Below are 1508 nucleotides of genomic sequence, written 5' to 3'. Positions count from 1 at the left end.
GTTCAGAATCTGCAAAGCATGGGCCGGACCACCGGCTTTTTCGATGGCCGCTTGCAGCTCGTGGGTCACGGCGGTGCAGCAACCCAGGGCCACCGGGTGCGGCGAGATGACCAGCGCGTTGCGCGTCATCAGGCAAAGAATAGCCTTGAACATGATGGTCGCCACGGGCGAGGTGGAGTTGGACAAGCCCACCACCACACCCGCAGGTCGGCCGATCTCGACGATGCGCAGCGCATCGTTGCGGCGCACACCACCCAGAGCTACGTTGTCCCAAGCGGTCGGCGTCAGCGTGCAAGCGATCTGATTCTTGGCGATCTTGTCGGCGACTTTGCCGATGCGGCTTTCGCGCACGGCCCACTCGGCATAAAACTCGGCGCGCGGCAGCAAAGCCGCGGCCACTTCTTTGGCCACGCGTTTGGCTTCTTCGGGCGTCCACAGCGCCAGCGTGGCAGCGGCTTGCTTGGCGCGGCCCAGCAAGTCGCGGGCTTCCTGCAAGGCGGCCAGGTCGTGGTCGGCCAGATCGATGGGGTTCATTGAACTCATGACAGGGTGCATTCCGGGTTCAACGGCGCTGAGCGGCGTTGGCCACGGCGTTCAGGTCCACGCTTTCGAGTGCGCTGAAGATGGCTTCCACCGCCTTCTGTTCACTCGGGCTGGCCGCTTGCATGCGGGTGGTGTCGAGCAACTGGCGCATCACCGAAGGCTGACCTGCCGGGGCGGCGGCACCGGGGTTGAGCGTGGGCACAAAGTTGCCGCAGGTCATGCGCTGGCCTGCGCGGTAGTGCGGCGCGTAGTCGAACACGGCGTAGTGCTGCGTGGCGCAGTTGTCCCACATGGCCAGCGAGTCTTTTTCCCAACGGAAACGCACCATGAACTCGGGCTTTTTGACCCACTCGTAGAGCATGTTCAGCACCGACTCAGACAGGTCCATGTGCATGCCCAGCAAGCGTTTGGTCCAGATCGAGTTGACGAACAAAATCTTGCGGCCGTTATAGGGGTGCGTGATCACGGCCGGGTGCGACACCGTGGGCGTGTTCTCGATCATCTTGCACTCTTGTTCACTGGCCGTGACCATCATGCCGCTCTTGGCAGAGGCGCGCTTGGCAAAGCGCTCCGCAGCGTTGATGCGGCGGAAGTGCCAAGGCAGGTCGTGGTCGGCCTGCAGGCCTTCGAGCATTTGTTGCATGCCGGGGTTGAGGGCGTCATACGCGGCACCTGCGTGCATCCACATCGTGTCGCCACCCGAGGGGGGCAAGTCGGTGATGCGCAAGATGGAGACCATGTTGGGCTTCTTGCGGAAGGTCACGTCGGTGTGCCAGCGGTCGGTCTCGGGGGCTTCGTTGCCCTGGTTCGAGATCAGCTGGATCTGGGGGTGGCCTTCGATGTGGGGAAAGAACTCGTGCTGCTCCATCTCGCCAAAGTTCTGGCCCAGACGGATGTAGGCCTCGGGCTTCAAAGCCTGCTTGCGGAAAAACACCACGCCGTGCTGCCAAAGCGCTTGTTTGATT

Annotated in this window: 2 protein-coding genes; both read right to left on the bottom strand. The window is 62.7% G+C overall.

The genetic code is table 11. The features are described from left to right. On the bottom strand, positions 1 to 543 hold a 543-nt coding region (locus Q0341_RS00740), incomplete at its 3' end, for an aldehyde dehydrogenase family protein (RefSeq protein WP_299509881.1). 19 nt (positions 544 to 562) lie between these two features. Next, positions 563 to 1508, bottom strand: a 946-nt coding sequence (locus tag Q0341_RS00735; protein WP_299509879.1) for a TauD/TfdA family dioxygenase, incomplete at its 5' end; no start/stop codon positions are given.

Source organism: uncultured Limnohabitans sp., from assembly GCF_937889215.1.
Taxonomy (GTDB): Bacteria; Pseudomonadota; Gammaproteobacteria; order Burkholderiales; family Burkholderiaceae_C; genus Limnohabitans_A.
Note: the sequence above shows the minus strand (reverse complement) of the source record. Positions and strands in the feature narration are given on the sequence as shown.